Source organism: Microbacterium songi, assembly GCF_042747925.1.
GTDB lineage: Bacteria > Actinomycetota > Actinomycetes > Actinomycetales > Microbacteriaceae > Microbacterium.
Window position 1 is genome coordinate 405340 of the sequence record NZ_JBHZIE010000010.1, and the last position, 25795, is coordinate 431134.

The following is a 25795-nucleotide window of genomic DNA, read 5'->3' on the forward strand; positions in this document are numbered from 1 at the left end:
GAGCGCGACGGGGGACGCGGGTCAGGCGACCGCCGACGCCTTCGCGGCGGCGAGGTCCACGAAGAGGTCGGTGTTGAAGCGGTACGCCACCAGAACCTCGTCGATGACGCGCTCCTGCTCGGCGGCGTCCCAGGGCGCGGCATCCAGCTGCTCGCGGTAGAAGTCCTTGAACTCCTTCGGATCGGCGATGTCGCCGAAGATGTAGAAGCCGATCCCGTTCGTCTCGAACCCGAATCGACGCGCCATGAGCCGTCCGATGAAGAGCCCGCCCGAGAGGTCGCCGAGGTAGCGCGTGTAGTGGTGGGCGACGAAGCCCCCCGGCCAGGTCGCTCCCACCCGCTCGATGCGGTCGACGTAGCGCTGCGTGGTGGGCAGCGGCGTGATGCGCTCGCGCCAATCGGGGCCGATCAAGAACTCGAGGTCCGCTGCGAGCGCGGGAAGACGCGTCAGCTTCTCGCTGATGAAGACGGATGCCACGGGATCGCGTCGCATGCGATCGGCTGCGGCCTCGAGGGCGGAGTAGATGAACCAGTGCTGCGCGACGAGCGCGACGTAGTCATCGCGCGTGCCCTTGCCCTGCATCAGGTCGGACATGAAGCCGGCGTGCTCGCTGCCGGAGTGCGCGCTGCTGGAACGTTCGCGGAGGGCTGCGGAGAAGGGGATCACGGAGTCCATGACCTTCATGGTAGCTCAAGGTAAGGACGTCCTAAGTTACGAATGTGCTACGAGTGCGGACGCGGCTCGACGCCGAGGCGGGCACAGGCCGCGTCGTAGAGCGAGACGATCTCGCGCCGCACCTCGCGACGTTCGGTGATGGCTCCCCCGGGCCAGGGGACCCGGAGGTCACGGACCGCGCCGCCGGCGGTCGTGACACTCCACACGCCGCCGTCACCGTCGAAGCCCGTCATGGTCGATGCGGCCAGCGTCCGGTCGCCGAATGCCCGCACGATCAGCAGGTTGTCGTCGGAGTGATCGTCGTTCATGTGTGCGAGCACGCCCTCGACCGCGGCGTTATCGAATCGATGCGTCATGGCCCGAGCCTACGAGCGGAACCTGACGGGGATCGTCGCGGTGGTGTGTTTGAATCGAGAGTCGGACGACCCGGGGGTGAACATGCGAGCCGCAGGCTGGGGCCGTCGTGCCGCCGCGACGGCAGCGGGGGCACTCGCCATCATGCTGACGCTGGCCGGATGCTCCGCCAACGGTGCGGTCACGCTGGACGTGCCTACCCAGGTGGACGCGCAACTTCCGGCTGAGACCGTGCAGCAGATGCAGGATGCGGTGACCTCCGCCATGGTCGCGACCGGTTCGTCCGGGGCGATCGTGGGCGTCTGGGCGCCCTGGAGCGGCACATGGGTCACGGGCCTCGGTACGGAGTCGGCCACCGACCCCACGCCCGTGGGCGTGGACGACGGGTTCCGGGTCAGCCGAGTCACACGCGCGATGACGTGCGATGCGCTCTACAGCATGGTCGGCGAGGGCAAGCTCGCCCTCGAGGACTCGGTGACGAAGTACGTGTCGGGGGTGCCCGACCTGGAGAACATCACCCTGGGTCAGCTGTGCGACAGCACCTCGGGGATCGGCAGCTACAAGCCGCGTCTCTTCGGCATGTGGCTGGCCAACCCCGACCGCGACTGGAACCCCCGGGAGCTCGTGAGCTACGGGCTCGGTCAGCCTCTGACCGGCACGCCCGGCACGGCCTTCGTCGATTCGGATGCGGGATACGCGCTGCTCGGACTCGCCCTCGAACGCGCCGCGGGGATGAGCGCGTCCGACGTGCTGGAGACGTACGTGTTCAGCCGGCTCGAGCTGGGCTCCACCAGCCTTCCCGGGGGGACGGCCGCGCCGCCGGCGGTGGCGGGAAGCTCGCTCCTCGGTCACCACTCGATAGCGGGTGCCGACGGCGTGATGAACTGCACCGAGCCCCTCGACATCACGACGTTCTCGTCCAGTACCGGCTACACCGATTCAGGGGCCGTCTCGACCATCGCCGATCTCGGACGTTACAGTCAGTCCCTCGCCACCGGCGCCCTCGAGCCGAGCGGCATCGATCGCCTGGCCGAGCCGCTCGTGATCGCCGGCGCACCGTCGTGGCTCACGACGCGGGGTGGCGTCATCCAGGCCGCGTCGCTCGTGGGCCAGTTCGGCTCGGTGCCCGGCTACATGTCGGCGGCGTTCAGCGACACCAACACCGGCCTCACCGTGGCCGTGGTGCTCAACAACTCCGGCGCGGCGGACACCCTCGGGGCGTACCTCGCGTGGGAGCTCGCGGCGATCGCGTCCAAGGCGCCCGCGGCGGGCGGACAGTCGGCGCCCGATGCCGGGTTGCCGTGGACCGCTCAGCAGTTCCACGACACCATTGCGGCCAACGCGATCTGCGCCGCTCCCGCTCCGTGACGCGCGCCTCGCGCGCTTCCGGTCCCGCACGATGAACCCGCGCTCCGGGCCGGGGTCGGCGGTGCTGCTCGTCGTCGTCGGCCTCGCCTGCCAGGAAGTGGGTGCGGCGCTGGCGGTGCTGCTCTTCCCCTCGGTGGGCCCGCTCGGCATGGTGATGCTCAGACTCGTGTTCTCGGCGGTCCTGCTTCTCCTGATCACCCGGCCGAGCCTGCGCGGCCACAGCGCGCACGGTTGGCGCTCGGTCGTCCTGTTCGGCCTGGTGCTCGCGCTCATGAACGGTCTGTTCTACCTGGCCCTGGAGAGACTGCCGCTCGGCATCACCGTCACGATCGAAGTGCTCGGGCCGCTCATCCTGTCGATCGTCGCCAGCCGTCGACGATCGGCCTGGCTGTGGGCGTTACTCGCCCTCGCCGGCGTCATCGCGCTGGGCGGCGGCGGGTGGGAGCGCCTGGACCCGCTGGGCGTGGCGTTCGCGCTCGGTGCCGCCGCGAGCTGGGCGTTCTACATCCTCGCCTCGGCCCGGGTGGGCCGGGAGTTCCCGAAGCTCGACGGGCTGGCGCTCGCGATGACGATCGGCGCGCTCGTGTCGCTGCCGTTCGGCATCCTGTCGGCCGGTCCCGCGCTCCTGCACCTGAATCTGCTCGCCCTGGGCGCGGCCGTCGCCGTCCTGTCCTCGACCATCCCGTACGCGCTCGAGCTCGTCGCCCTGCGCCGGCTCCCGGCCGCCGCGTTCGCGATCCTGATGAGCGTCTCACCCGCGATCGCGACGCTGGCCGGATTCCTCCTCCTCGGGCAGCAGATCACGTGGCTCGAGGGTGCGGGCATCGCGCTCGTGATCGCGGCGAGCATCGGCGCGGTGCGGGCGTCGTCACGTGCGGCCGGGCGGGCCAGGCGGCAGGCGACGGATGCCGCGGCCCCGGCATCCGCATCGTCAGCGTCGTCCACGACGGATGAGCCGTTCGCCGAACCCGTCGGCTGAACCCGGCGGTCCGCGCTCCCGTCCGAGCTCGCCGGCAGCACTCCGGCCGTCACACCCCGAGCAGCGTCGACACGAGATGCGGGGCGATCGGGTCGTCCACACGCAGCACCACGCGCACGCGGGCACCCTCGTGGTCGCGCGGTCCGATGCGCTGCCCGCGCAGGTCGGCGATCGTCTGCCCCCTCCCGGGCCCGTCGGTCGTGTCGACGCGGACCGGCACACGCGGGGCGACGTCGATGCGCGCACCGCCCGCGGCGATCACGGCGGCGAGCGGGTCGTGGAGCGAACTCGTGCGGTGCCCGTAGATCGGCAGGTAGAAGTCGAAGTAGTGGTCGAGGATCTCGCCGAGCGCCTGCACGAACGGGTTCGTGGAGGCGAGGAGTGCGGCGCGGTCGTCCTCCGACAGCGTGTGCTCCATCGTCACGTCCAGCGGCACCAGGGTGACGTCCCAGTCGGCGCTGAGCGCGGCATCCGCCGCTTCCGGGTCGTTGAAGACGTTCGCCTCGGCGACAGGACTGATATTGCCGGGTACGAGTGCGGCGCCTCCCATGGCAGTGACGCCCGCGATGCGGCCGGGGAGCGTCGGGTCGGCCTCGAGAGCGAGCGCGATATTGGTCATCGGGCCGATCGTGACGATGTGCAGACGACCCTCGTACAGGTGCGAGAGGGCGATCAGCAGGTCGACCGCCGACTGCTCTTCGGGCACCCGCGTCGCCGGCGGGAGCTGCACGCCCCCGATGCCGTTGTCGCCGTGCACGTGCGGCGCACCGCCGTCGTACGGATGGCTGAGGTGGTCGTGAGCGCCGACGGCGACCGGGATGTCGTCGCGGCCCGCGAGTGCGAGCAGGTCGAGCGTGTTGCGCGCGGCCTGCGCGGCGCTCGTGTTCCCGCTGACCGTGCCGACGCCGACGAGGTCGATCGCGGGGCTCGCGAGCAGGTAGCCGAGCGCGACGGCGTCATCGACACCGGTGTCGCAGTCGAGGTAGACGGGGGTGGTCATGGTGCTCCTGAGGATGGGGATGAGGGAGGGGACCACGCTGTGCCGCCGTCATACGGTTATACCCGACCGGCCCGCGGCGCCGTGGTGGAATGACCCCATGACCTCTTCACCTCTCGGCGCCCTCGCGGTGGTCGGCAGCATCAACGTCGACCTCACGGCCTCCGTCGATCGTCTTCCGGCCGCAGGCGAGACCGTGCTCGGCGGCACACTGCAGCGCCACCCCGGCGGCAAGGGTGCGAACCAGGCGGCCGCGGCCGCTCGGCTCGGGGGGACGGTGCGCATGATCGGCGCCGTGGGCGACGACAGCGACGGGCAGTGGATGCTGCAGACCCTGCGCGACGTGGGCGTGGACACGTCGGGGGTCTGGCTGGGGGAGCAGGCGACCGGGACCGCGCTGATCACGGTGGATGCCAGGGGCGAGAATCAGATCGTCGTCTGCCCCGGCGCCAATGCCGACGCGGTCATCGACGGGGTGACATTCACCGAGGGCGAGGCGGTGCTGGCGCAGCTCGAGATTCCGACGGACGTGGTGGCGGCCCTTGCCGAGGCGGTGCCCGGGTTCCTCGCGATCAATGCGGCGCCGGCACGTCCGCTGCCCGACGCGCTGATCCGCCGCGCAGACCTGATCATCGTCAACGAGACCGAATTCATCCTGCTGCCCGAGGTCGATGCGGCGACGCTGGTGGCCGTGACGTATGGCGGCGAGGGGGCGGCGCTGCGTGCGGGTGGTCGCGAGATCGCGCGCGTTCCGAGCCCGAGCGTGCAGGTGGTCAGCTCAGTCGGTGCCGGCGATGCCTTCTGCGCCGGCCTCACGCTCGCGCTGCACGCGGGGTGGGGTCACGAGGACGCTCTGCGCGCCGCCTGTGCGGTGGGCGCGGATGCCGTCACCTACCCCGATGCGCAGCCGCCGCTGCGGCGGTTGGCCCAGTACCTCTGACGGGCGAAGGAACAGCGCGGCACCGCCTTCAGCGACGGTCGGCGTTCGCTCAAGAACACCTCAGGTGCGCAGTCCTCCGGACCTCATCTCGACGCGAATCTCAAGAATGGCTCAGGTTCCGGTGAAGTGGGCTGTCCCCCGTTCGGGGGACAGTTAGTCTCGTGTTGTCGGCAGGTGAGAGGCTGGGGAGCTTCTGGGGAGTTGACTCCACCTGACGGCACAGAGAGACATTCTGGGGATGTGAGGAGACGCGGTCTGGGGCCGCGTCTCCTTCTCTCTGACACCGTCGTCCGCGTGCACTGGGGGCTCGCGACGTAGACGTGCTCGGCGTTACCAGAGCTGAGACGCGGCGGGTCGATTCGGCACTGTGCGGGCCGCCGGATCGGCCCGCCGTTCCGTTTCCGGTCGAGGGCACGACCTGAGGCCGCGTGTCGGAGCGATGGAGGGGATGACGGGAATCGAACCCGCGCTATCAGCTTGGGAAGCTGAAGTTCTGCCATTGAACTACATCCCCGGGCAGAGCCTTGCGGCGCCTCGTAAGCATAACAAACGCGGATGCCTCGGCCGCGGCATCCGCTCGTCTGCGCGTTCTCGGTCTCCGCGATGCGCCCGCAGGTCGACCCGGCGCAGATGAGTCGCCGCCCCATTCGCAGGCACCCGCGCGGCTAGGCTGAGCGGGTGCTGCTGAGCGACCGCGATATCCGTGCCGAGATCGATGCGAAGCGCATCGGCCTCGATCCCTGGGACTCCTCGATGGTCCAGCCGTCGAGCGTCGATGTGCGCCTCGATCGCTACTTCCGGCTGTTCGACAACCACAAGTACCCCTTCATCGACCCGGCCGAGGATCAGCCCGACCTCACACATCTGATCGAGGTGCGTCCCGATGAGGCGTTCATCCTGCATCCGGGCGAGTTCGCACTGGGCGCCACCTTCGAGCAGATCACCCTGCCCGACGATGTCGCCGCACGACTCGAGGGCAAGTCGTCGCTCGGCAGGCTGGGCCTGCTGACGCACTCCACCGCGGGTTTCATCGACCCCGGCTTCTCGGGGCACGTGACCCTCGAGCTCTCCAACGTCGCGACGCTTCCGATCAAGCTGTGGCCGGGTATGAAGATCGGGCAGCTCTGCTTCTTCCGGCTGTCTTCGGCCGCGGAATCGCCCTACGGCTCGGGCCCGTACGGCAACAGGTATCAGGGGCAGCGCGGGCCGACGGCATCCCGTTCGTCCCAGAACTTCCACGTCACCGATGTCGGCGTGACCGATCTCGGATCGCACGGTGAGTGACCGCCGAGTCACCTACCACCGGGCGGTCGTTCGCGACATCGCGCCCGAGACCCTCTACCGCCTGCTCTGGCTGCGGGTCGCGGTGTTCGTGGTCGAGCAGCAGGCGGCCTACGCCGAACTCGACGGCCGCGACATCGAGCCCGACACCGAGCTCTTCTGGGTCGAGCTCGACGGCGTTCCGGCGGCGACGCTCCGGCTGCTTCGCGACAGTGAGGGGAAAGAAGACGGCGGCACCGCTCGGATCGGCCGGGTGGCGACGGCCGTCGATGCGCGGGGTCGCGGCCTCGCCGCCGAGCTGATGACCCGAGCCGTCGCGCGGGCGGAGACGCGGTGGCCGGGCTCCGGGATCGCGCTGGACGCGCAGGAGCACCTCGCGGCGTGGTACGCACGGTTCGGCTTCACGGTGAGCGGACCGGTCTACGAGGAGGACGGCATCCCGCACGTCCCGATGACGCGCGCGGGCTGAAACACGATGTCGGACGGATGCTGCGGCATCCGTCCGACCGCTCTTGACGTGTCTGCCAGACCCACTAGCCTTGTCCAGCGAGAACGCGGGGGCGTCGCGGAGAGGGTGATGAGGTGACGGACAATCCACTGGTGGCGGAGAGCATCGACACCGCCACTCCGTTCAGCGGCACCGGCCTCCTCGACGACGGCACGCAATTGGCTCATGCGATCGAGTCGGGCGATTGGATCGAGGGAGGACTGGCGGTCTTCGCGGGTGCGCTCGACACCGTCGCCGCGGTCTCCGACCCGCTCGGTTCGCTCATCGCCGCGGGACTCGGCTGGCTGATCGACCACTTCGAACCGCTCAAGGGCTGGTTCAACGACCTCACGGGAGATGCCGGCGAGGTCGCCGGCTTCGCGCAGACATGGAGCAACGTGTCGCAGGCCCTGCACGCCTCGGGGGACGAGCTGACGCGCATCCTCGCGGACGTGGCTGACCTGCACGGCGAGGCGATGGATGCCTACCGGCGCTTCCAGGCGGATGCCGCGCAGCACATCCACGGCGCGGGTGACTGGGCGGGTGCCATGAGTACCGGGCTGTCGATCGCGTCGACCATCGTGCAGGTCGTGCACGACCTCGCGCGGGACGTGATCTCGCAGCTCGTCGGCTCCGCGATCTCGTGGGCGGCGGAAGCAGTCTTCACCCTGGGTCTGGCCACCCCGTGGATCATCGAGCAGGTCTCGACGCGTGTGGCGTCGCTGGCGGGCAAGGTGGGCACGCAGGTGACGAAGCTCCTCGCGGCGTGCAAGAGGCTGGCGACTCTGCTCGACGAGCTGAAGACCCTGCTGTCGAAGGCGGGGACGCTGCTGGAAAGCGTGCTGCGCCGTGGCGGGTCGGCCGGACGCGACCTCCCGGTCAGCGCCGGGCGGGATCTTCCGGGCGGCACGACGCTGCGCGACTTCGAGTTGCCGACGCATCTGAGTCCCGACGCGCAACGTGCCCTCGACGACATGGTGAACGAAGTGCCGCCACGGTTGACGAGGCTCGAGAACGGCGACTATCAGCTCGCCGACGGCGTCGACGTCGACAGCTTCACCCGCCAGCAGCCGCATCACGACATGGACGAGTTCAATCGGCAGGTCGAACTCCAGCGGAACGGACTGAACGACCTGTCCGTCGCCGAGTGGCGGCACAATGTCGAGCACTACCGTGAGCACGGGCGCATGGGTGAAGATCTGCAGGCTCTCGAGCGGGCAGAACGCGGGGGCGTGCCGGGTGACGGTCAGGCCGTTCTCCACGGCCCCGATCAGGTCGCGGGTGGTCGACCGGAGAGATTCGACGGATTGGGCGACGCCGGGATCAACTCGTCGCTGGGATCGCAGTGGAAGAATCGAGTGAATGACCTTTGGGACGATGTGGATGAGTCGGTCGCCGACATTCCGCGCGACCTCTGGCCGTACATTCGCCTGAATGTGCACCTCGGTCTCGATGATGTGAGCGGATGACCCGCTCGGGAGAGGAACCATGTCCCCCTTGTCCGACGAGGTGACCGGCCTCTTCTCCGCGGCTGCCGGCGTCGATGCCGCACAGTGGGGACAGGCGATCGAGACGCACCGCGCCATCCGCGCGCCCTACCGCGCGGCCCGCAAAGCGTCGAAGCCGTCCGCCTCCGAACTGGCGGCCGTGCAGAAGTCGCTGCTGGCTACCCTGCGTCCGCATGCCGATCGCATCCGCGAAGCGGGAGAGGGCGCCTTCATGGACGTGACGCTGCTGGTCGAGAACGGCGCGTACGCGATGCTGAAGCGATCGTCGCTGACGGAGGATGATTTCGAGACGCTGGTCGCGCCGCTGCGTGCGGCGGGAATCTCGTCGGCCGTGCTGGATGCCACGTCGGCATGAGCGTCTTCACGCAGGTCACGCCTCTGGCCCCGATCGCCGCGTCGACGATCGATGCGCGTGTGGGGCGCGTTCCCGACGAGATCATCGAGGCCTGGCGCGAGCACGGCGCCGGCTACCTCGGTGACGACGGCTTCGTGCGGCTGATCGACCCGGATCGGGCCGACACCATGCTCGAAGGCGTGATCGGGTTCCCGGAGGGGGCGACCGTCGTGTTCGCCACCGGGCTGGGCGACCTCATCGCCTACGTCGCGGGACGCTGGTGGGTCGTGCTGTTCCGCTGGGGCACGATCGACGTCACCGAGGTGGATGTCACCGACGCCTTCCTGTCGATGATCCAGTCGGACGCCGGGCAGGATCGGGTCCTCGAACGACAGCCCTATCCGGCCGCGGCCATGAGGGAGCACATCCCCGGAGTGGACCAGTGCTTCGGTTTCGTTCCGCTGCTCGCGCTGGGTGGGCCGCCGACCGCCGATCACCTGCAGCTCGGCGGCCTGTGGGAGCACATCGCACTCATCGTGCAGCTCGCGGGCCCGCCGCAGCCGCGGGGACAGCTCGCACTGTAGGGGCTGAGTTCTGACGAATGCCGCGGCATCCGTCCGACTGCCTGCGCTCGCGTGATGCTCGGCGGCTCTTGTGTTACTCCACAGCACCGCTGTAGGTGGTCGATTTCGAGGTTATCCACCGGTTTGCGATTCGGCCGCTGATCTGGTTGTTTTTGGCGGTTCGGTGTCGGTGGTCGCCGGCAGAATGGGGGGTATGGAAGCACTCGCTGACACGCTGCGACAGGTCGAGTTGATGCTCGGTGCGGTGGTGGGTCGGGTGTATCGGTCGGGCGAGCTGCGGGGCATGGATGACGAGGTCGTGCTGGCGCTTGTGCGGGGGGCGTCGGTGATTGCCCGGCAGGCCGAGGCGTTCCTGGTGGGCGTGGTTGCGGAGTTGGAGGAGCGGGGGGATGTCGCGCCGTATCCGGAGCGGCCCACGACCCGGTTCGGGTGCCGGTCGGTGAAGGAGCTGGTGCAACGCACGACGCTGGGGTCGGGTCGGACGGCGGGTGACATCGTGAAGGCAGCGCGAGCCCTGCAGCAGCCCGTAGCGGTGTCGCCGGGTGAGGTTCTCCCCGCCGCGTATCCGGCGCTTCGTGAGGCAGCGGCGGATGGGGTCGTGGGGCTGGAGGCCCTGGCCGCGGTCGTCGGAACGCTGACTGCGGCGCAGTGCGACCGGGGGGCACGGTTGATCGCGGACGCAGAGCTCGCGGCATCGGCTCGCGGGGTGGGGGTGGACGGTGGCCCGTGTCCGGGGGTCGATGATCTGCGGTTGCAGGCGCAGGTGTGGGCGGCGTATCTGGATCAGGACGGTGCCGAACCGCGCGAGACCCGTGCGCTGCGGAAGAGGGCGTTCACCATCGGCGTGTGCCGGGATGGGATGGTGCCGTGCCGCGGGACCCTGCTGCCGGAAGTCGCCGCCCAGCTGCAACGCTTGTTCGACAGCATCCTCAACCCCAAGACGGACGGACCCGACGTTCCACCAGGTCCCAGATTCATCGACAGTGGTGACGTGGCTCTTGGCGACGTGGCTCTTGGCGGCGCTGCTCCCGACGACGTCGCTGATCCCCGTTCGCGGGTGATGCGGCAGCATGACGCGTTGGCGATGGTCCTGGCGGTCGCGGCGAAATCGGGCGCGGTGCCGTCGATCGGGGGCGCGGCCCCGACCCTCGTCGTGTCCGTTGCGGCTGAGGATCTCGTGTCGGGTCGGGGTCACGCTCACCTCGACGGGTGCGACGAACCGGTCTCCCTCGCCGTGGCCCGGCAGGTCGCGTGCACGGGCGGAGTGCAACGGGTGACATCCGATGCGGGCGGCCGGATCGTGGGGATCGGCATCATCGACCGGGTGTTCGCGGCCTATCAGCGCCGGGCGATCACCCTCCGCGACGGGGGATGCCTCATCCCCGGCTGCCACGTCCCTCCCGCATGGTGCGAAATCCACCACGTCACCGAACACTCCCGGGGCGGACCCACCCACACCGACAACGGTGTCCTGCTCTGCTGGTGGCACCACCGCACCCTCGATTCGAACGGGTGGAAAGTGCGCATGCGGGGCGGCATCCCCGAAATACGCGGCCCATCCGCATGGGACCCCGGAAGGCAGTGGAGACCCGTCACCACATCACCCACCCGCCTGAGCCGGGCACTACGCGCCCGAAGCCCCGGCTAAGCGGGATCGCGCCTGCAACAGGCGTACGCACAGCGATGTCCGACGCTGACGCCGACGACTGCGGTCGTCGGCTAGGCAGACCGCTGACCCTCGTTGGTGCTGTCGAGAATGAGTCGAGTCGCTTCATCCGGTACGTCCCATTGCGGAAAGTGCCCGCACCGCTCGAACCAGTGCAGCACGGCGTCGGGGAACAGTTCCGTAGCGCGAGCGGCCTGTCTGGGCAACGTCACCAAGTCGCGCCGCCCCCACCCGATCGTGACCCGGCCGGGGACTCTGCCGGCCGGAGCGCCTTGTTGCTTGGGGCCCTTGGTGAGGGCGTTCATGGCGGCGCCGGTCGCGGGGGAATCGGCCAGTCCGCGCACGTCCGGAAGCACGGTCTCCTGCGAGAGCGCCCAGGGTCGCGCCGACAACTGCGCCAGCAGCAGAGTCCTTGAGACAGGGTTGCCGAGCAGGGATGGCAGCCTGCCTCGCAGCGCTCGGACCAGAGCGATCGACGGCCGCAGCGTGGCGCCGAAGACGACGAGCTCGCGGTGGCTCCAGAAACCGCCCGGGTCCAACGCCACCGTGTCGCCGCCGACTCCCCGCCGTGCGAGCTCGAGCACCATTCGGCCGCCCATTGACTGGCCGACGGTCGAGACTCCGTCCAGCCCCTGCTCGCGGATGAAGTCTGCGACGGAGTCGGTCAGCGTGGCGATCGAGACCTCGCCGGTCAACGGGGGTGTCTCACCGAATCCGGGGAGGTCGACGGCGATGACCTCACGACGCTCAGCCAGTTCGTCGAGGATCGGGGCCCAGGATCGCCACCCTGCGCCCAGACCGTGTACGAGCAGCAGTGGGCTGCCCCTTCCGCGTCGAACATGGTTCAGCGTCATCCCCGCAACGCTAACCCACACGGATCTCGGCAGGGCCGGTCACCGCGAGTGAGACGACCGAAGCCGTTGCCACTCCTCCCGACCGTTTTATCGGCATGGTCGCGGAGTTCGAATCCGGTCGCAGCCGAGCCCGCATCGGAACGGTTCACTGGTCGCCAAGGCGGGAGGCTGTCTTCGCGGCGTGACAGCCGAGCTCCCCGAGCTGTTCGACGTCGCCCGCTCGACCATCCACCGAACAGTCGAACGACAGCAAAGAGCTACCACGGGCCGACGATCGTAAGGGATCCGCCGAGGGGCCTGCTGCCTTGTGCAGTGGCGAGCAGGGTTGCTCAACCACGCGCCGAGATGAGTGCGGCCGTCATCAGTGTGTAGTCGTCGGCGCTCATGGTCTGAGCCCAGAACTGCCGTGGTTCGAGCGGTAGTCGACTGAGCTGGACGGGCACCGTGTTGAGATCCAATCGGAGTGCGACCGCGATGCGATGGTTGCCGTCGAGCGTGGCGAATCTTTCGTTGAAGCGGAGCTCGAGAGGTACCAGGATTCCTCGTTGACCAATGTCGGCGGTGAGCGCGTCGAGGTGCGCCGGAGTGTCGACGACCTCCGGTGGCGCCCAGATCTCTTCGCGGTCAACGGCTCGATAACGAGCCACGAGCGCAGTCGGCAACATAAGGAAGGACACGACGAGACGGTACCAACCATCGGCTATCGTCCGACGACGAACGTCCCCTGGTGAAAGCGCATCTGCAGCCGTCCTCGGTCAAGCGCCCATATCGAGGAGTGACGGCTGTCTCGATCGGCGGTACGGATGACATAGGTGACCAGGGCGAGGTCGTGTACCAGCTCGACGAACTCCCACTCGTCGGTCACGACGGGATCGCGATCACCCTCGCCGGCGAGAGCATCGACGATCTCGTCACGGTGCCAACGGCGTCCGGAACGACCGATCTCGACGAAGGCAGGATGGAGGAGTTCGCGCACGCGCGACTTGTCGCGGCGAGTAGCCGAGCTGAGCAGCTCCTCTTCCGCAGCGCGGACGGCGTGTTGGTCCATGAGTCCAGCCTGTCAGCTGTGCGCGCGGGGATCCGCCCGCGGTCACGACGAGGACACGCCGGTCAGGGTATGGTTCCCGCGTGGGATAGGGCTGCGTCGCTCAGTCACGACGGATCCGCGGACTCGTATCGGTGATGCCGTCGCGTCTGAACCCAGATCCATCTGCGGCGCCGGCAACAGCGTCCACGGAACGGGCCGGGTCTCAGGCGAAGGTGCGAACGATCTGGTCTGCGAGAGAGCCGGCGGTGTTCATGGCAATCGAGATCACCACAGCCGCGACCGCACCGAAGACCATGATGCGTCCGAGGCCGCTGCGGCGGATGATCGCGGCGGCCAGCACGCCCACGGCGGTAAGCACTGCGATCGTCTGTCCGGCGACCACAGCGAAGGCGACGTAAACGAACGTTTCGGTGCCGGGTTCGAAGCCTCGAGGGGAGAGCAGCGCGATGAGCGCGGGGACAACCACGATTCCTGCAACAAGGAAGATGCCGGGGGGCAACTCTCGCTTGCCGTGGGCGCTCTGTGCAGCTTCCTGGGTGGCGCTCATGTCGACACGGTATCGCGTGGTGATAAGACAATCACATTGTGCACAATGGGATTGTGTGCAACCATAAAGGCTCGAACGATAGGAGACTCAGCATGGATGCGATCTACACCGCGGAGGCGCTCGCGACCGGCGACGGCCGCAACGGGCATGTCCGTACGACGGATGGACTCATCGACACCGACGTGCGCGTGCCGAAGGAGATGGGCGGAGCCGGGGGAGAACCGAACCCCGAACTGCTCTTCGCCGCCGGATACGCAGCGTGCTTCCACAGCGCACTGCAGGCGGTCGCCCGTGCGCAGAAGGTCGCCATCCACGACACGAGCGTCGGCTCGCAGGTGAGTGTGGGCAGCAACGGCAACGGCGGCTTCCAGCTCGCCGTCGTTCTCGAAGTCGTCATCCCGGACGTTCCGCACGAGCAGGCACAGGCCCTCGCGGATGCTGCGCACCAGGTGTGCCCGTACTCCAACGCGACGCGCGGCAACATCGATGTGACGGTCACCGTCGTCGACGACTGACCACCGAAGCGTTCCCGCACGACGAGAAGCCCTCACCCGATCCGGGTGAGGGCTTCTCTCGATTCGTGCGCTTTACTCAGTCGGCGGAACCGGCCGGAGCGGCCGGTGCGGTGAGGCGTGTCGCCGCGGCGATACCAGCCTCGAAGCCCCGCTCGAACGAGTGCTCCGACCTGCGTCGCCCGCCCTCGCGGGAGCCGTGCCCACGGCGACCGTGCGCGTGCGGGCCGTGTCCGCATGCGTCGCCGTCCCGACCGCCGCCGCGCGGGCCGAAGCCCTCGCGGGGGTGCTCGCCGGGGCCGAAACCGGCGCGCTCGGCGAACTCGCCGCGCCCACCGAAGCCGCCCGGGAAGCCCTGGCCGAACCCGCGCCGTCCGTGACCGAAGCCACGGCCGTGCCCGAAACCGCGACCGCGCGGCATTCGCTCGTCTTCGTTCCAGCCGAACTCACGAGCGATCTTCTCGAGCGATGCGACGGTCGTCGCATAATCCTCGGGCGAGACGGCGCCGGCGACCCGCTCGCGGATCGTGTCGACCCGTGTGCTGAACGTGTCGCGTTGAGCGCGGCCCTCGTCGGTCAGCGTCGGTCAGCGTGAAGACGCCGTCGGTCTCTGTGACCCAGCCGCGCTCGATGAGCCTCGCCATCACCCGGCCACCGCGCTTGGCGGCGAACCGTGCGATGCGGGCGAGGCGCGCGTCGTCGGCGTCGCCGGCCAGCATGTTCAGGAGCATCCATTCGCGACGGTCGAAACCGTCGGCGGCGAACTCCGTGGCGAAGGCCTCGGTGAGCTGCCGGTCGACCAGCCGCAGCCAGAAGCCGATCGGTCGGTTGTCATTCTGTGTGTTGTCGTTGCTTTCCATGGGAAATCCTCTCGTGGGCCGGGGCAGTGGCTCGACCGGCCGGTTGATGCATGTCAAGTGGCATGTATATGTAGTGTGACATACGATCTCGATGCATGTCAAGTCGCATGTACCTTTGATTCGTGACGACTTCGGATGCTTCTTCTCCCGACCCCGCGGAGACGATCGCCGCCGCGCTCGCTCAGCTGCGCGGACGCCGCGGGCCGCGGCCGCCGTGGGCGGGCGGCGAAGACGGCGACGCACCGGGCCGCCCCCCGTGGGGCCCGGGCGGGCGCGGATTCGGCGGGCACCACGCACACCACGGCGGCCGGGGTGCAGATCCGCGCGGGGGAGGGTGGCCCGAGGCGATGCAGGCGCGATTCGGCGGTCCGGCCCGGCTTCGACTGCTGGAGGCACTGGTCGCCGCATCTGGTCCACTGTCCGTCAGCGAGATCGGCGAGGCCATCGGGGTCGATCAACCGAGGGCATCGCGGCTCGTGCAGCAGTCCGTCGACATCGGGCTCGTGCGCCGCGAGGCCGATCCCGACGATGCGCGCCGCACCCGCATCGTCCTCACCGACGAGGGCTCGGCGATCGTGCGCAGCTTCCGCGGCGATCGGCGTGAGGCCGTGGATCGCGCGCTGGCCGGCTTCAGCGACGAAGAGCGGGCCGACCTCGCGCGCCTGCTCGCGAAATTCGCCGCGGCCTGGCCGCGCTGAGCGCTGAGCGCTGACCGCGGGGCGGCGTCAGTCGATCACGGCCTGCTTCGCCTTGACCGGCAGCATCAGCAGAAGTCCCGCCAGCAGGACGATGACGATACCGAGGATGCCGAGGCGGGTATCGCCGGAGAGCCCGACGAAGAGCGCGAACAGTCCGGGTGCGAGGAACGACACCGCGCGACCGGTCGTGGCGTACAGGCCGAAGATCTCGCCCTCGCGGCCGGCAGGGGTGATGCGGGCCAGGAAGGAGCGACTCGCCGCCTGGATGGGGCCCACGAAGGCGCAGAGCACCAGGCCGGCGATCCAGAAACCGATCGCCGCGGTGCCGATGAAAAGGACGGCCGTGCCCGCGACGACCAGGCCGATCAGCGAGGCGAGGATGACGTTCTTGGCTCCGAGACGGTCATCGAGCCGTCCCGCGAGGATCGTGAACACACCGGCGACGACGTTGGCGGCGACGGCGAAATAGAGGACTTCGCTCGAGCTGAAGCCGAACACCTGCGCGGCGATGATCGCGCCGAAGGTGAAGACTCCGGCGAGGCCGTCTCGGAAGACGGCGCTCGCGAGAAGGAACATGAGCACCTGCCGGTTGCCGTGCCACAGCTTCGTCAGCGTGCCCCACAGCACACCGTAGGAACGGAAGAAGCCGACGTGCACCTGGCGCTCGCGCGGCGGGATCTCGGGTACCCGCAGGAGGACGGGTATCGCGAAGATCGCGAACCAGATCGCGGAGGCCACGACGGCGAGCCGGATGTGCAGGCCGCCCTCGGTGCTGATGCCGAGAAGGCCGGCCCGGCCCTCGGCCCCGAAACCCTGAATGAACAGCGCGAGCAGCAGGATGAGCAGCACGATGCCGCCGACGTATCCCATGCCCCATCCGAAGCCCGAGACGCGCCCGATGTTCTTGCGCGTGGACACCTGGACGAGCATCGCGTTGTAGTTGACGCCCGCGAACTCGAAGAACACGTTGCCGACGGCCAGCAGAGTCGCCCCGAGCACGAGGTAGCCGGGCGCGCCTTCGACGAAGAACATCGCGATCATCGCGACGACCACGACGGCGGTGTTGATGCCCAGCCAGAGCTTGCGGCGGCCCGTGCCGTCCGTGCGCTGTCCGAGCACCGGCGCGAGGACGGCGATCAGGATGCCGGCGATCATGAGAGCGACGCCGACCAGGCTCGCGTTGCCGGCGAGGGCCTGCACGAGCGCCGGATCTTTCGCGTCGTCTCCCGCCGCCGCCACGATCTGCGGGTCGACGAACAGGGAGCTCGCGAGATATGTGCTGAAGACGAACGTCGTCACCACGGCGTTGAAAGCCGCCGACCCCCAGTCCCACAGCGCCCACGAGACCACCTGTGCGCGCGGAGCTGCGACTCCCGGATCGGGATTCTCGGCCGCTCTGCCGATCGGACCGATCGCGCCGGTGTTGACCGTCGGCGGTGGCGCATTGACAGAAGGCTTGAAGATCGGCTTCTGCGGCTGCGGATCGGGTTCCATGTCGACACGCTAAGGCCCTTCGGTGAACGCGCAAAGTTGAGCCAATTCATATCAAGTTCATTTGACACGTCGATCGCGTCCCGCTAGCCTTGAGTCATCGCGGCTCAACCTCGAGCGGCGACCCAGACTTTCCGCCAGACCCCGGACGGCAGCATCCGCTCTCGTCCCCTTCGTAAAAGGAGAATCACATGCCCCGTGCTGTTGGAATCGACCTCGGTACGACCAACTCCGTCGTCTCGGTGCTCGAGGGTGGCGAGCCGAAGGTCATCGCGAACGCCGAAGGTTTCCGCACGACCCCCTCGGTCGTCGCCTTCACAAAGGACGGCGAGGTGCTCGTCGGCGAGACCGCGAAGCGCCAGGCCGTCACGAACGTCGATCGCACCATCGCGAGCGTCAAGCGCCACATGGGCACGAACTGGACGTTCGACGTCGACAGCAAGAAGTACACGCCGCAGGAGATCTCGGCGCGCATCCTCGGCAAGCTGAAGCACGACGCCGAGGAGTACCTCGGCGACTCCGTCTCGGACGCCGTCATCACGGTTCCCGCCTACTTCAACGACGCCGAGCGTCAGGCCACGAAGGAGGCCGGGGAGGTCGCAGGCCTGAACGTGCTGCGCATCATCAACGAGCCCACCGCCGCGGCCCTCGCGTACGGCCTCGACAAGGGCAAGGAAGACGAGCTCATCCTCGTGTTCGACCTCGGTGGCGGAACGTTCGACGTCTCGCTGCTCGAGGTGGGCAAGGACGATGACTTCTCGACGATTCAGGTGCGCTCGACCGCGGGCGACAACCGCCTCGGCGGCGACGACTGGGATCAGCGCGTCGTGGACTACCTGATCAAGCAGTTCAAGGCCACGTCGGGCGTTGACGTCTCAGGCGACAAGATCGCGCTCCAGCGCCTCAAGGAGGCCGCGGAGCAGGCGAAGAAGGAGCTCTCCAGCTCCGCCTCGACCAGCGTGAACCTGCCCTACCTGTCGCTCACCGAGAGCGGACCCGTGTCGCTCTCCGAGACCATCACGCGGGCGAAGTTCGAGGACCTCACCAAGGATCTGCTGGACCGCACGAAGAAGCCGTTCGCCGATGTCATCCGCGAGGCCGGCATCAAGGTGGCCGACATCGATCACGTGGTGCTCGTGGGTGGATCCACCCGCATGCCCGCCGTGAGCGAGCTCGTCAAGAGCGAGACCGGCAAGGAGCCCAACAAGGGCGTCAACCCGGACGAGGTCGTCGCTGTCGGCGCCGCACTGCAGGCCGGTGTGCTCCGCGGTGAGCGCAAGGACGTGCTGCTGATCGACGTCACCCCCCTGAGCCTCGGCATCGAGACCAAGGGCGGCATCATGACCAAGCTCATCGAGCGCAACACGGCCATCCCGACCAAGCGCAGCGAGACCTTCACGACCGCCGACGACAACCAGCCGTCGGTCGCGATCCAGGTCTTCCAGGGCGAGCGCGACTTCACGCGTGACAACAAGCCGCTCGGCACCTTCGAGCTGACCGGCATCGCCCCGGCGCCCCGCGGTCTTCCGCAGGTCGAGGTCACCTTCGACATCGACGCGAACGGCATCGTGCACGTGTCCGCCAAGGACAAGGGCACGGGCAAGGAGCAGTCGATGACGATCACCGGCGGGTCGTCGCTGCCGAAGGACGACATCGAGCGCATGGTGCGCGAGGCCGAAGAGCACGCCGCCGAGGACAAGAAGCGTCGTGAGTCCGCCGAGACCCGCAACCAGGCCGAGACCCTGTCCTACTCGATCGACAAGCTGATCAAGGACAACGACGACAAGCTGCCCGCCGAGGTCAAGACCGAGGTGCAGGGAGATGTCGACGCGCTCAAGACGGCGCTCGCCGGTGACGACGACGATGCGGTGAAGGCCGCGTTCGACAAGCTCAACGCGAGCCAGGGCAAGCTGGGCGAAGCGATCTACGCATCGTCGCAGGCCGCGGGCGAGACGCCCGACCCGGCGGCGACCGACCCGGGCAACGGCGAGGTGCCGAACCCCGAGGAGGACGTCATCGACGCCGAGGTGGTCGAAGACGACGACGAGAGCAAGAAGTAGGGATCATGACGGACAAGAACTTCGACAACGACGAAGTTCGTCCGGACGACGAGGGGTCGGAAGCTCAGGCTTCCGACCCTCAGTCGCAGGATGAGCTGACGGTCGACGACATCCTCGGAGCGGAGCAGTCCGACGAGGCCGCGGTTGCGGAGGCCGACGACAAGGACGCCTCCCTGCTGCTGGACCTCAAGCGTCTGACCGCCGAGTACGCCAACTACCGCCGACGCACCGAAGAGCAGCGTCAGCTGGAGGTCGAGCGCGCCCAGGGGCGCGCGGCGACGTCCCTGCTGCCGGTGCTCGACGACCTCGATCGCGCGGAGAAGCACGGTGACCTCGAAGAGGGCACGCCCTTCGCGGCGATCGCCGTCAAGATGCGTGCGGCTGCCGAGAAGCTCGGCATCACGTCCTACGGCGCTGCGGGCGAGGTCTTCGATCCGCAGCAGCACGAGGCGATCTTCCAGGTGCCCACGCCGGGCGCGACCGAGTCGACCGTGCTGGAGGTCGTCGAGACCGGGTACCGTCTCGGTTCCGTCGAACTGCGGCCCGCGAAGGTCGTCGTCGCGGTGCCGGCCGAATAGCCCCGGAGGGAGCATTCATGGCCAGTCAGGACTGGTTCGACAAGGACTTCTACGCGGTGCTCGGCGTGCCGAAGGAGATCACCGAGGCCGACCTCAAGAAGGCCTATCGCAAGCTGGCGCGCAAGTATCACCCTGATTCCAATCAGGGGGATGCCGCGGCCGAGGCCAAGTTCAAGGAGATCAGTGAGGCGTACTCGGTGCTCTCCGATACGGAGCAGCGACAGGAGTACGACCAGATCCGGGCGATGGGCTCGGGCGCGCGCTTCACGGCGAGCGGCCAGGGCGCCGGCGGGTTCGAGGACGTCTTCAGCCGCTTCGGTCAGGGGCGCGGCGGTACCCGCACGCAGAATCCGCAGGAGTTCGAAGACATCTTCTCGATGTTCAACCAGGGCGGCGGCTTCGGCTCGGGTGGCTTCGGTCAGACCAGCGGGGGCTACCGCGGCTTCGGCGGACCCACGCGGGGGGCCGATGTCACGGCCCGCACGACGATCGATTTCCTCACGGCGACCAAGGGCGAGACCATCACGCTGCAGGGCGAGGACGGCAAGCCGTTCAAGGTGAAGATCCCCGCGGGGGTGTCGGACGGGCAGAAGATCCGTTTGCGCGGTCGCGGACGTCCTTCGCCGGACGGCGGCGAGACGGGTGACATCGTCGTGCAGGTCGCGGTGCGGCCGCATCCGGTGTTCACCCGCGACAATTTGAATCTGCGCGTCACCGTGCCGGTCACCTTCACCGAGGCGGCCCTCGGCGCCACGATCGAGGTGCCCACGCTCGGCGGCGACCCCGTCAAGCTGCGCGTCGCCCCGGGCACCCCGTCGGGGCGTGTGCTGCGCGTCAAAGGTCGTGGCGTGCAGACGTCGAAGGGTATCGGCGATCTCCTCGCGGAAGTGCAGGTCGCCGTGCCGTCGCACCTCGACGACGCCGCTCGCGAGGCGCTCGCGAAGTTCCAGGAGCTGGAGCCGAAGGAGAACCCTCGCGCCGACCTCATGACGAAGGCGCGCGGCTAGGCGCCCGGCGATCCCATGACACGACTCCGGTGCGATGGACGCCCGCTGCGGTGGTGGCGGCGCGCACGCGCCTCTTCCGAAGTCGTGTCGCACGAGGGCAGGACGCGAAGGGACGGACGGGAGGTGAGCACCGATGGATGACGATCTCGACGAGAACTCCCCGATCTTCGCGATCGCGGCGGCTGCGGAGCTTGCGAACATGCACCCGCAGACGCTCCGGCAGTACGACCGGCTGGGGCTGGTCGTGCCCGAGCGCACCCAGGGGGGCTCGCGGCGTTACTCGTTGCGCCATGTGCAGCAGTTGCGCGAGGTCGGTCGCCTGTCGGGTGACGGCATGAGCCTGCCGGCGATCGCGCGCATCATCGAGCTCGAAGAGCGGGTTCGGGAGTTGCATCACCGTGTGCGCGATCTCGAATCGCAGATGGTCGCCGAACGGCAGAACCGGCCGGGCGCACGCGTGTTCGCCGCCGAGATCAGCGGATCCGTCGTCTCCGTACGGCACGGGACACGCTTTCGCCGGTCGCGCGAGGTGATGCTGTGGCAGCCACGACGCCCCCTGCCGCCCGGCACCGACGAGGACGCGGCTCTCCCGCCCGAGTGAGTCCGGGCTGGCGGACGCGGGGGGATGGCGGGAGGATATCGCCTATGCCGACCCTCGACGACGTCCGCGCGCTCGCCCTCGCGATGCCCGACACGGTCGAGAAGGTCGAAGGTCACGGCGGCGGCGCGAGCTGGCGCGTCCACGACCGGATGTTCGTCTGGGAGCGTGGGCCCAGTGCGACCGACGAGCGCCAGCTGGCCGAGCTCGGACGCACATGGCCCGACGGCACCGTGGTCGGAGCTCGCACGGAGAGCGTCGAGATGAGGGATGCGCTCATCGGCAGCTCCCCGCAGCACTTCTTCACCATCCCGCACTTCGACGGGTACCCCGCGGTGCTGGTCCGACTCTCCGCGATCCCTCGGGGCGTGCTCGCAGAAGTCATCACCGACGCGTGGCTCGCCCGCGCCCCCGTCCGGGCGGCGAAGGCGTGGCTCGCCGACCACCCCCCACGTTGACGACCCGCCCGCCCTCGCACGTCATCGACGTCGATGCAACCCCTCCGATCGCGTCGGAGGCCCCTCCTATCGTGAGGACATGCCCGAACCCGTCGACCAGTACAGCTTCGACAACCCGCTCACACGGTATGACCGCGTCGAGCCGCCGATCCAGCATCAGCCTGAGCCGGGGGTGCAGTCGCGCATGACGCCGGTGCCCGACCTCGGGGAGAAGACCTACCGTGGCACGGGCAGGCTGCAGGGGCGCCGAGCGCTCATCACCGGCGGCGACTCGGGCATCGGCGGCGCGACCGCGATCGCCTTCGCTCGGGAAGGCGCCGACGTCGCCATCGTCCACTTGCCCGACGAGGAGGGCGATGCCGAGCACATCGTCGAGCTGATCCGCGAGGCCGGCCGCGTCGGGGTCGCCATCGTCGCCGACATCACCGACGCCGCGCGCTGCCGCGAGATCGTGCGGGACGCCGTCGCAGCCCTCGGCGGCCTCGACATCCTTGTCAACAACGCCGGGAAGCAGGTCGCGGTCGACCGGGTCGAAGACCTCGCAGACGAGCAGTTCGAGTCGACCTTCCGCACGAACGTGTTCGCGCCGTTCTGGCTCGTGAAGGCCGCGCTGCCGCACCTGCAGCCAGGCTCGACGATCATCAACACCGCCTCGCTCGAGGCGTACCAACCCGCCCCCGACAGACTCGACTATGCCGCCACGAAGGCGGCGATCAACAACCTGTCGAAGGGGCTCGCCCAGCAGCTCGCTCCGCGCGGCATCCGTGTGAACGTCGTGGCCCCCGGCCCCACCTGGACGGCGCTGCAGGTGTCGGGCGGGGTATCCGACGACCAGATGGCGGACTTCGATGAGGAGAGCACCTACAAGCGGGCCGGGCAACCGGCCGAGATCGCGCCGGCGTTCGTCTTCCTCGCATCCGCCGAATCGAGCTACGTCTCGGGTGAAACGCTGAACGTCAACGGTGGGATGGTGACGCCCTGAACGCCGCGCCCACGCTCTACGCGCTGCACGCGCTGGGATCGAGTGCCCGCGAGTTCGACGGTCTGTCGGCGCGGCTGCAGTCTCGCCTGCGCGTGGTCGGGATCGAGCTGCCCGGCTTCGGGGATGAGCCCGTCACCGACGACCTGTCGGTCGCGGGCTTGGCCGACCACGTGATCGCGCGCATCGTCCGTGACGGAGCGCAGCGCTGGATGCTGGCCGGGCACAGCATGGGCGGCAAAGTGGCGTCCGTCGTCGCCGCGCGGGTGCTGAACGGCACCGCGAACCTCTTCGGACTGACGGGTGTCGTGCTCCTGGCCGCCTCGCCGCCGACTCCCGAGCCGATGGCTGAAGAGCGGCGTGCGCAGATGCTGTCGTGGGTGCAGGGCGGCCCTCTCGGCACGGCGGAGGCCCGCACGTTCATCGACATGAACATCGGCTCGCCGCTCGACTCCACCGATGATGCCGTCGCGGAGTCGGATCTGCGTCGGGGGTCTCCCGTCGCGTGGCGGCACTGGTTGGAGTCGGGAAGCCGCGAAGACGTCTCGGACGCCGTCGGCGTGCTCGACCTTCCCGCGGTGGTGCTCGGCGGCGACGACGACGAGGATCTGGGCGCGAAGGCCCAGCCCGATCTGCACGGTCGGTTCTACCCCCGTGCGCGGTTCGTCACCCTGCCCGGTGCCGGCCACCTGCTGCCGTACGAACGCACCGATGCGGTCGCGGATGCCGCGCTCGCGCTGTGGGACGAGATCGAGCGATCCGCGCCCGCGGTGCCCGCCCAGTGGAGCGCGCTGATCGCCTCGTCGCGCACGGATCAGCGCGTCCGGGCCACGCTCGCGCGGCGCGCGATCGCCGACGATCCCGAATACGCGCCCCAGGTGCTGACGCCCGCGGCAATGAGCGCTCTGCGGGCGCTCGCCGACGTCGTCGTGCCGCAGCCGGACGGTCCGAGGATCGACCTCGCCGCCCGCGTGGACGCGCAACTGCATCGCGGCGAAGGCGACGGGTGGCGCGTCGCCGACATGCCGCCCGATCCCGAGGCCTACCGATCGGGACTGGACGCGATCGCCTCAGCCATGGAGGGGGACATGGGCAAACGGCGGGCGGCCGTGCGCAGCATCCTGGACGAGTCCTTCACGCCGCCGAAGGGATGGACCGGGCAGCAGCTGAGCGCCTGGTTCGAAGACGCGCGCGTCGACCTCGTGCGGCAGTGGATGGCGCATCCCGCGACGATGGCGCACATCGGCTACGACGGCTTCGCCACCGGCGGAACGGTGCTGCCGTTGCGGGGCTTCTCCGACCTCCGGCAGGGCGCCCGCGACGCCTGGGAGCCGACCGAGCTGGGAGAGGAGCGCTCGGTATGAACCTGACGACGATGCAGCGTTTCGCCGACGACGACGTGGTCGATGCCGTCGTGATCGGAACCGGTGCGGGTGGTGCGCCGCTGCTGGCCGCCCTCGCGGCACGCGGCCTTCGTGTGGTGGCCCTCGAGGCCGGGCCCAACTTCGATCTCGAAGACCTCACGCCCGACGAGAACGACGCCGTGCAGATCAACTGGATGTCGGAACGCCTGAGCGGTGGCGAGACCCCCACCGCGTTCGGTCCGAACAACAGCGGGCGCGGCGTCGGGGGGTCGACCCTGCACTGGGGTGCCTTCACGCCCCGCCCCGATCCGAGGGACCTGCGCCTGGCCACCGAGAGCGGGCAGGGGCGGGACTGGCCGATCGAACACGCCGACCTGACGCGGTACTTGGAACGCGTCGAGGCGACGATCGGGGTGTCCGGGCCGGCCGAATATCCCTGGGACCCGTCCCGTCGGTACGCCTACCCGCCCGCCGCCCGCAACGCGTCGGCCGATCTCGTGGCGCGCGGCTGCGAGGCACTCGGCCTGCGTGCGACCGATGCGCCCGCGGCCGTCCTCACCCGCGGCGTCGACCAGCCGCATGCCGGTCACCGCAACGCCTGCATCAACTGCGGCGCGTGCCACCAAGGATGCCGATTCGCGGCGAAGACCAGCATGGACACGACCTACCTCCCGGCGGCGGTCGCGGCAGGTGCCGAGATCCGCCCCGACAGCACTGTGCACACCGTCGAACTCGACGGGCGCGGTGACGTGACCGCGGTCGTCTATCGGCGCGACGGCGTCGACCGGCGCCAGCGTTGCGCCGCCCTGTTCCTCTGCGCGGGCGGAGTGGAGACGCCACGCCTGCTGCTGAACAACGACCTCGCGAACAGCAGCGGGCAGGTGGGACGCAACTTCCTCGCCCATGGCGCGGTGCAGGTGTGGGGACGCTTCGACGATCCGGTGCGCAGCTACCGCGGCTACCCGTCGTCCCTCATCTCGGAGGACATGGTGCGCCCCGCCGACGCCGATTTCGTGGGCGGTTATCTTCTGCAGAGCCTTGGCGTCATGCCCCTGACGCTCGCCACGACATTCGTCCGCGGCGGCGGGCTCTGGGGCGAGGATCTCGTGCGGATGATCGAGGGATACCGCTACTACGCCGGTGTCGGCATCAACGCCGAGTGCCTGCCCTCCGAGCGGAACCGTCTGGAGCTGAGCGACGAGCTGGACGAGTTCGGCATCCCGCGCGCGCGGATCTCGTTCTCGGCCGGCGAGAACGAGGAGGCGATCGATCGGCACGCCACCGCTCTGATGACCCGCATCCTCGAGAGAGCCGGGGCGACGGACACGATGGTGCTCGCGCGCACGGCGCACACCCTCGGAACGTGCCGCATGAGCACGGATGCCGAGACCGGCGTCGTCGACGGATACGGCCGGAGTTTCGACATCCCGAATCTCTGGATCTGCGACAACTCGATCTTCCCCAGCGCCCTGAGCGCCAATCCCGCGCTGGCGACGATGGCGCTGTCCCTGCGGACCGCCGAGCGGTTCCTCGCCCCCGCGTGAGGATGCGGTCGACGCGGCGAGCGG

The 25795-nt window shown here is 69.0% G+C and carries 29 protein-coding genes and 1 tRNA gene; 19 read left to right on the forward strand and 11 right to left on the reverse strand.

The features are described 5' to 3' along the window. Window positions 1–21 precede the first annotated feature (21 nt). Both ACFM35_RS12945 and ACFM35_RS12950 read right to left on the reverse strand, forming a co-directional pair. Window positions 22–675: a biliverdin-producing heme oxygenase gene (locus ACFM35_RS12945; protein ID WP_378842645.1), complete on the reverse strand. Its 654-nt coding sequence runs from the start codon at window positions 673–675 to the stop codon at window positions 22–24. 47 nt (window positions 676–722) lie between these two features. Continuing rightward, window positions 723–1031 carry a DUF2470 domain-containing protein gene (locus tag ACFM35_RS12950; RefSeq protein WP_378842647.1) on the reverse strand — a complete coding sequence of 103 codons (309 nt, stop codon included), beginning with the start codon at window positions 1029–1031 and terminating at the stop codon, window positions 723–725. On the opposite strand from ACFM35_RS12950, the gene ACFM35_RS12955 reads away from it, so the two are divergent. Beyond that, entirely contained in the window at window positions 1030–2397 is a 1368-nt protein-coding gene (locus ACFM35_RS12955; protein WP_378842649.1) for a serine hydrolase domain-containing protein, read from the forward strand. The genes ACFM35_RS12950 and ACFM35_RS12955 overlap by 2 nt on opposite strands. Window positions 2398–2428: 31 nt before the next feature. Next, window positions 2429–3376, forward strand: coding sequence for an EamA family transporter (locus ACFM35_RS12960; protein ID WP_378842651.1), 948 nt, complete (start codon window positions 2429–2431; stop codon window positions 3374–3376). 49 nt (window positions 3377–3425) lie between these two features. Here ACFM35_RS12960 and ACFM35_RS12965 read toward each other — a convergent pair whose 3' ends face one another. Then, a complete protein-coding gene (locus tag ACFM35_RS12965; RefSeq protein WP_378842653.1) occupies window positions 3426–4376 on the reverse strand; it encodes a nucleoside hydrolase in 951 nt (316 codons plus the stop codon). Between the two features lie 97 nt (window positions 4377–4473). Here ACFM35_RS12965 and ACFM35_RS12970 point away from each other — a divergent pair, with 97 nt between their 5' ends. Continuing rightward, window positions 4474–5313 carry a ribokinase gene (locus tag ACFM35_RS12970; RefSeq protein ID WP_378842655.1) on the forward strand — a complete coding sequence of 280 codons (840 nt, stop codon included), beginning with the start codon at window positions 4474–4476 and terminating at the stop codon, window positions 5311–5313. Window positions 5314–5753: 440 nt separating this feature from the next. On the opposite strand, the gene ACFM35_RS12975 is transcribed toward ACFM35_RS12970, so the two are convergent. Beyond that, a tRNA-Gly gene (locus tag ACFM35_RS12975) sits at window positions 5754–5827 on the reverse strand. A gap of 164 nt (window positions 5828–5991) precedes the next feature. Here ACFM35_RS12975 and dcd point away from each other — a divergent pair. The 6 genes from dcd (at window position 5992) to ACFM35_RS13005 (ending at window position 11155) form a co-directional block, all read left to right on the forward strand. After that, window positions 5992–6597, forward strand: a complete 606-nt coding sequence (dcd, locus tag ACFM35_RS12980; protein ID WP_378842657.1) for a dCTP deaminase — start codon at window positions 5992–5994, stop codon at window positions 6595–6597. Beyond that, on the forward strand, window positions 6590–7063 hold the full coding sequence (locus ACFM35_RS12985) for a GNAT family N-acetyltransferase (RefSeq protein WP_378842659.1): 474 nt from the start codon (window positions 6590–6592) through the stop codon (window positions 7061–7063). The genes dcd and ACFM35_RS12985 overlap by 8 nt, the downstream gene beginning before the upstream one ends. A 113-nt stretch (window positions 7064–7176) precedes the next feature. Next, window positions 7177–8550 carry a polymorphic toxin type 15 domain-containing protein gene (locus ACFM35_RS12990; RefSeq protein ID WP_378842661.1) on the forward strand — a complete coding sequence of 458 codons (1374 nt, stop codon included), beginning with the start codon at window positions 7177–7179 and terminating at the stop codon, window positions 8548–8550. A gap of 19 nt (window positions 8551–8569) precedes the next feature. Next, window positions 8570–8944 (forward strand): hypothetical protein, encoded by a 375-nt coding sequence (locus ACFM35_RS12995; protein WP_378842663.1) that lies wholly within the window; start codon window positions 8570–8572, stop codon window positions 8942–8944. Beyond that, window positions 8941–9507: a T6SS immunity protein Tdi1 domain-containing protein gene (locus ACFM35_RS13000; protein ID WP_378842665.1), complete on the forward strand. Its 567-nt coding sequence runs from the start codon at window positions 8941–8943 to the stop codon at window positions 9505–9507. Before ACFM35_RS12995 ends, ACFM35_RS13000 begins: the two co-directional genes overlap by 4 nt. 193 nt (window positions 9508–9700) lie before the next feature. Beyond that, window positions 9701–11155 (forward strand): HNH endonuclease signature motif containing protein, encoded by a 1455-nt coding sequence (locus ACFM35_RS13005; protein WP_378842666.1) that lies wholly within the window; start codon window positions 9701–9703, stop codon window positions 11153–11155. Window positions 11156–11226: 71 nt separating this feature from the next. Here ACFM35_RS13005 and ACFM35_RS13010 read toward each other — a convergent pair whose 3' ends face one another. The 4 genes from ACFM35_RS13010 to ACFM35_RS13025 all read right to left on the reverse strand — a co-directional run bounded on the left by ACFM35_RS13010 (window position 11227) and on the right by ACFM35_RS13025 (window position 13622). Beyond that, window positions 11227–12027: an alpha/beta fold hydrolase gene (locus ACFM35_RS13010; protein WP_378842667.1), complete on the reverse strand. Its 801-nt coding sequence runs from the start codon at window positions 12025–12027 to the stop codon at window positions 11227–11229. A 329-nt stretch (window positions 12028–12356) separates the two neighbouring features. Further along, window positions 12357–12704, reverse strand: a complete 348-nt coding sequence (locus tag ACFM35_RS13015) for a ParB N-terminal domain-containing protein (RefSeq protein WP_378842668.1) — start codon at window positions 12702–12704, stop codon at window positions 12357–12359. Window positions 12705–12727: 23 nt separating this feature from the next. Then, window positions 12728–13075, reverse strand: a complete 348-nt coding sequence (locus tag ACFM35_RS13020) for a nuclear transport factor 2 family protein (RefSeq protein WP_378842670.1) — start codon at window positions 13073–13075, stop codon at window positions 12728–12730. Between the two features lie 202 nt (window positions 13076–13277). Beyond that, entirely contained in the window at window positions 13278–13622 is a 345-nt protein-coding gene (locus ACFM35_RS13025; protein WP_378842672.1) for a hypothetical protein, read from the reverse strand. 92 nt (window positions 13623–13714) lie between these two features. On the opposite strand from ACFM35_RS13025, the gene ACFM35_RS13030 reads away from it, so the two are divergent. Continuing rightward, entirely contained in the window at window positions 13715–14137 is a 423-nt protein-coding gene (locus ACFM35_RS13030; RefSeq protein ID WP_378842674.1) for an organic hydroperoxide resistance protein, read from the forward strand. A gap of 76 nt (window positions 14138–14213) precedes the next feature. Here ACFM35_RS13030 and ACFM35_RS13035 read toward each other — a convergent pair whose 3' ends face one another. Beyond that, entirely contained in the window at window positions 14214–14555 is a 342-nt protein-coding gene (locus ACFM35_RS13035) for a hypothetical protein (RefSeq protein WP_378842676.1), read from the reverse strand. Window positions 14556–14580: 25 nt separating this feature from the next. Beyond that, window positions 14581–14994 carry a hypothetical protein gene (locus ACFM35_RS13040; protein ID WP_378842678.1) on the reverse strand — a complete coding sequence of 138 codons (414 nt, stop codon included), beginning with the start codon at window positions 14992–14994 and terminating at the stop codon, window positions 14581–14583. A gap of 122 nt (window positions 14995–15116) precedes the next feature. On the opposite strand from ACFM35_RS13040, the gene ACFM35_RS13045 reads away from it, so the two are divergent. Then, a complete protein-coding gene (locus ACFM35_RS13045; RefSeq protein ID WP_378842680.1) occupies window positions 15117–15692 on the forward strand; it encodes a MarR family winged helix-turn-helix transcriptional regulator in 576 nt (191 codons plus the stop codon). A 27-nt stretch (window positions 15693–15719) separates the two neighbouring features. On the opposite strand, the gene ACFM35_RS13050 is transcribed toward ACFM35_RS13045, so the two are convergent. Beyond that, window positions 15720–17186 carry an MFS transporter gene (locus ACFM35_RS13050; RefSeq protein ID WP_378842682.1) on the reverse strand — a complete coding sequence of 489 codons (1467 nt, stop codon included), beginning with the start codon at window positions 17184–17186 and terminating at the stop codon, window positions 15720–15722. Between the two features lie 188 nt (window positions 17187–17374). Here ACFM35_RS13050 and dnaK point away from each other — a divergent pair, with 188 nt between their 5' ends. The 8 genes from dnaK to ACFM35_RS13090 all read left to right on the forward strand — a co-directional run bounded on the left by dnaK (window position 17375) and on the right by ACFM35_RS13090 (window position 25771). After that, a complete protein-coding gene (gene dnaK, locus ACFM35_RS13055) occupies window positions 17375–19243 on the forward strand; it encodes a molecular chaperone DnaK (protein WP_378842684.1) in 1869 nt (622 codons plus the stop codon). A gap of 5 nt (window positions 19244–19248) precedes the next feature. Next, window positions 19249–19821, forward strand: a complete 573-nt coding sequence (locus ACFM35_RS13060; RefSeq protein WP_378842686.1) for a nucleotide exchange factor GrpE — start codon at window positions 19249–19251, stop codon at window positions 19819–19821. Window positions 19822–19838: 17 nt separating this feature from the next. Continuing rightward, a complete protein-coding gene (locus tag ACFM35_RS13065; protein ID WP_378842688.1) occupies window positions 19839–20828 on the forward strand; it encodes a DnaJ C-terminal domain-containing protein in 990 nt (329 codons plus the stop codon). 133 nt (window positions 20829–20961) lie between these two features. Further along, the gene (locus ACFM35_RS13070) at window positions 20962–21429 is read left to right on the forward strand and encodes a heat shock protein transcriptional repressor HspR (protein ID WP_378842689.1); all 468 of its coding nucleotides are present in this window, start codon (window positions 20962–20964) and stop codon (window positions 21427–21429) included. Window positions 21430–21473: 44 nt separating this feature from the next. Next, entirely contained in the window at window positions 21474–21884 is a 411-nt protein-coding gene (locus tag ACFM35_RS13075; RefSeq protein WP_378842691.1) for an MmcQ/YjbR family DNA-binding protein, read from the forward strand. A gap of 79 nt (window positions 21885–21963) precedes the next feature. Next, complete coding sequence (locus ACFM35_RS13080) at window positions 21964–22866, forward strand: SDR family oxidoreductase (protein WP_378842693.1); 903 nt, start codon at window positions 21964–21966, stop codon at window positions 22864–22866. Next, window positions 22863–24227, forward strand: a complete 1365-nt coding sequence (locus tag ACFM35_RS13085) for an alpha/beta hydrolase (protein ID WP_378843041.1) — start codon at window positions 22863–22865, stop codon at window positions 24225–24227. Before ACFM35_RS13080 ends, ACFM35_RS13085 begins: the two co-directional genes overlap by 4 nt. Then, a complete protein-coding gene (locus ACFM35_RS13090) occupies window positions 24224–25771 on the forward strand; it encodes a GMC family oxidoreductase (protein WP_378842695.1) in 1548 nt (515 codons plus the stop codon). Before ACFM35_RS13085 ends, ACFM35_RS13090 begins: the two co-directional genes overlap by 4 nt. Window positions 25772–25795: the final 24 nt, after the last annotated feature.

What these genes read in the sequence shown, in the direction of transcription:
- ACFM35_RS12945 (WP_378842645.1), bottom strand. Translation starts at nt 675, where the DNA reads ATGGACTCCGTGATCCCCTTCTCCGCAGCCCTCCGCGAACGTTCCAGC.
- ACFM35_RS12955 (WP_378842649.1), top strand. Translation starts at nt 1,030, where the DNA reads ATGGCCCGAGCCTACGAGCGGAACCTGACGGGGATCGTCGCGGTGGTG.
- ACFM35_RS12950 (WP_378842647.1), bottom strand. Translation starts at nt 1,031, where the DNA reads ATGACGCATCGATTCGATAACGCCGCGGTCGAGGGCGTGCTCGCACAC.
- ACFM35_RS12960 (WP_378842651.1), top strand. Translation starts at nt 2,429, where the DNA reads ATGAACCCGCGCTCCGGGCCGGGGTCGGCGGTGCTGCTCGTCGTCGTC.
- ACFM35_RS12965 (WP_378842653.1), bottom strand. Translation starts at nt 4,376, where the DNA reads ATGACCACCCCCGTCTACCTCGACTGCGACACCGGTGTCGATGACGCC.
- ACFM35_RS12970 (WP_378842655.1), top strand. Translation starts at nt 4,474, where the DNA reads ATGACCTCTTCACCTCTCGGCGCCCTCGCGGTGGTCGGCAGCATCAAC.
- ACFM35_RS12995 (WP_378842663.1), top strand. Translation starts at nt 8,570, where the DNA reads ATGTCCCCCTTGTCCGACGAGGTGACCGGCCTCTTCTCCGCGGCTGCC.
- ACFM35_RS13000 (WP_378842665.1), top strand. Translation starts at nt 8,941, where the DNA reads ATGAGCGTCTTCACGCAGGTCACGCCTCTGGCCCCGATCGCCGCGTCG.
- ACFM35_RS13005 (WP_378842666.1), top strand. Translation starts at nt 9,701, where the DNA reads ATGGAAGCACTCGCTGACACGCTGCGACAGGTCGAGTTGATGCTCGGT.
- ACFM35_RS13010 (WP_378842667.1), bottom strand. Translation starts at nt 12,027, where the DNA reads ATGACGCTGAACCATGTTCGACGCGGAAGGGGCAGCCCACTGCTGCTC.
- ACFM35_RS13020 (WP_378842670.1), bottom strand. Translation starts at nt 13,075, where the DNA reads ATGGACCAACACGCCGTCCGCGCTGCGGAAGAGGAGCTGCTCAGCTCG.
- ACFM35_RS13025 (WP_378842672.1), bottom strand. Translation starts at nt 13,622, where the DNA reads ATGAGCGCCACCCAGGAAGCTGCACAGAGCGCCCACGGCAAGCGAGAG.
- ACFM35_RS13030 (WP_378842674.1), top strand. Translation starts at nt 13,715, where the DNA reads ATGGATGCGATCTACACCGCGGAGGCGCTCGCGACCGGCGACGGCCGC.
- ACFM35_RS13035 (WP_378842676.1), bottom strand. Translation starts at nt 14,555, where the DNA reads ATGCCGCGCGGTCGCGGTTTCGGGCACGGCCGTGGCTTCGGTCACGGA.
- ACFM35_RS13040 (WP_378842678.1), bottom strand. Translation starts at nt 14,994, where the DNA reads ATGGAAAGCAACGACAACACACAGAATGACAACCGACCGATCGGCTTC.
- ACFM35_RS13050 (WP_378842682.1), bottom strand. Translation starts at nt 17,186, where the DNA reads ATGGAACCCGATCCGCAGCCGCAGAAGCCGATCTTCAAGCCTTCTGTC.
- dnaK (WP_378842684.1), top strand. Translation starts at nt 17,375, where the DNA reads ATGCCCCGTGCTGTTGGAATCGACCTCGGTACGACCAACTCCGTCGTC.
- ACFM35_RS13060 (WP_378842686.1), top strand. Translation starts at nt 19,249, where the DNA reads ATGACGGACAAGAACTTCGACAACGACGAAGTTCGTCCGGACGACGAG.
- ACFM35_RS13065 (WP_378842688.1), top strand. Translation starts at nt 19,839, where the DNA reads ATGGCCAGTCAGGACTGGTTCGACAAGGACTTCTACGCGGTGCTCGGC.
- ACFM35_RS13070 (WP_378842689.1), top strand. Translation starts at nt 20,962, where the DNA reads ATGGATGACGATCTCGACGAGAACTCCCCGATCTTCGCGATCGCGGCG.
- ACFM35_RS13075 (WP_378842691.1), top strand. Translation starts at nt 21,474, where the DNA reads ATGCCGACCCTCGACGACGTCCGCGCGCTCGCCCTCGCGATGCCCGAC.
- ACFM35_RS13080 (WP_378842693.1), top strand. Translation starts at nt 21,964, where the DNA reads ATGCCCGAACCCGTCGACCAGTACAGCTTCGACAACCCGCTCACACGG.
- ACFM35_RS13090 (WP_378842695.1), top strand. Translation starts at nt 24,224, where the DNA reads ATGAACCTGACGACGATGCAGCGTTTCGCCGACGACGACGTGGTCGAT.